Here is a 1,536-nt window from a genome sequence, read left to right as displayed (position 1 = left end):
TTCCAGTTGAGCACATGCACTTCGTCGGCCTTGGCGGCGAACGCAAGTGCGGAGGTAAAGACGGCGGTCGCCGTCAGCAGAGCAGTCAAATCAGGCATGCGCATGGTTGGTTCCTCTCTGTGGGTTTGCCCGGTTCCCGGGCTTGTCAGGCTTTTCCAGCTGTTATGCATTGGCCTTCTGTGTCCGGCCTGCTCCCGATGGGTCGGCGGCATGGCTCAGGAATGTCTGGATTTCGCGATTCGTCGGCGCCGACGAGCCGCCATGGCGGGTGACCGAAACAGCAGCAGCAGCATTGGCATAGCGCGCTGCCTCGAAGGGCGAGATTCCGTGCGCCAGCGCGCTGACGAAAGCGCCGATATGGGTGTCGCCGGCGCCATTGGTGTCGACGGCGTTGACCTTGAAGCCGGCAATGGTCTGGGCTGAGCCATCGGCCAGCCTGATATGGCAACCCTTCGCGCCGGCGCGGATGACCACGCCCGCAGCGCGTGGGCAATGGTCGACCAGAAGTCGTGCAGCGACAGCCTCGACATTGCCCAAACCGGCGATCTCAGCCGCCTCCATCGTGTTGCAGCTCAGCCATGTGGTGCGGGCAAGCACCCGCGACAGGATGGAGCGTGGAATATCCGAGATGACCGGGGTCGGGTCGAACACGAAGGGAATATTCGCCGGCAGCGCCTCGATCCAGTCGGTGAGCGCATCGCGGCTCTTGGGGTAGCTCAGCGTATAGCCGGAGGTGAACACCCAATCGCCCGGTGCCACCGCGACCGGCGCCATCATTTCGAGGCTGAGTATGCTCTCCGCACCTGGCCATGACACGAAGGTGCGTTCGGCGTCGCTGGAGATCATGGCGACGCAATTGCCGCTGTCCATCAAGGGCGATGGCGGCGTCAGTGTCGCGATGTTCTCGGCCATGAAGGCGGTGCGCAGGAAGTCGCCATTCGGCCCACTGCCGAGTTGGCCGCCGAACACCACCTGCATGCCGGTGCGGCTGGCCGCCACCATCATGTTGAAGCCGCCGCCGGCGACCTGGGCGAAGCTCGATGCCGTCTTTTCCATGCCGGGCGCCGGCAAAGCGTCGATGCGGTAGACATAATCGACCACGGCACTGCCTATATGGACGAGACGGCCGCTCACGCCGCCGCGTCCTTGCTGGAGCCGGCTTTCGCCGCCCTTGCCGCGACAAGGTCGGCGGCGAGCGCGCCAACCTCTGACAAGTCGATGCCGACAAGCCGGAGGATGTGCTCTTGCGGCAATCGGGAAAAGCCGGTGCAGGCGCCGGCCATGCCGGCAGCGATGGCGCCGATCGTATCGGTGTCGCCGCCGAGATTGGCGCTGATGATGGCTGCTTGCCAGGGGTCGCCACGGGCGACTTCCAGCACGGCGAAGGCAGCCGGAACGGATTCCTGACTGGCGACGCCGGTGCCGACCAGATCGGTGATCAGCCGGATCGCATCCCTGATCGCCTTGCCACGCACGATGTCCTGCGCCCAGACGATACGCGCGGCGATGTCGCCGCCGGTGACCCAATGTCCGAGC

The 1,536-nt window shown here is 65.1% G+C and carries 2 protein-coding genes; both read right to left on the bottom strand.

Going from position 1 to position 1,536, the window contains the following annotated elements; genetic code table 11:
- Positions 1-162: 162 nt before the first annotated feature.
- On the bottom strand, positions 163-1,134 hold the full coding sequence (locus EN750_RS33715) for a PfkB family carbohydrate kinase (protein ID WP_127399226.1): 972 nt from the start codon (positions 1,132-1,134) through the stop codon (positions 163-165).
- A partial coding sequence (locus tag EN750_RS33710) for an ADP-ribosylglycohydrolase family protein (protein ID WP_189526660.1) occupies positions 1,131-1,536 on the bottom strand: 406 nt, incomplete at its 5' end. The genes EN750_RS33710 and EN750_RS33715, both read right to left, overlap by 4 nt.

It is taken from the genome of Mesorhizobium sp. M7A.F.Ca.ET.027.03.2.1 (assembly GCF_003999175.1).
Lineage (GTDB): Bacteria > Pseudomonadota > Alphaproteobacteria > Rhizobiales > Rhizobiaceae > Mesorhizobium.
This window is presented reverse-complemented; position numbering and strand designations above follow the sequence as displayed.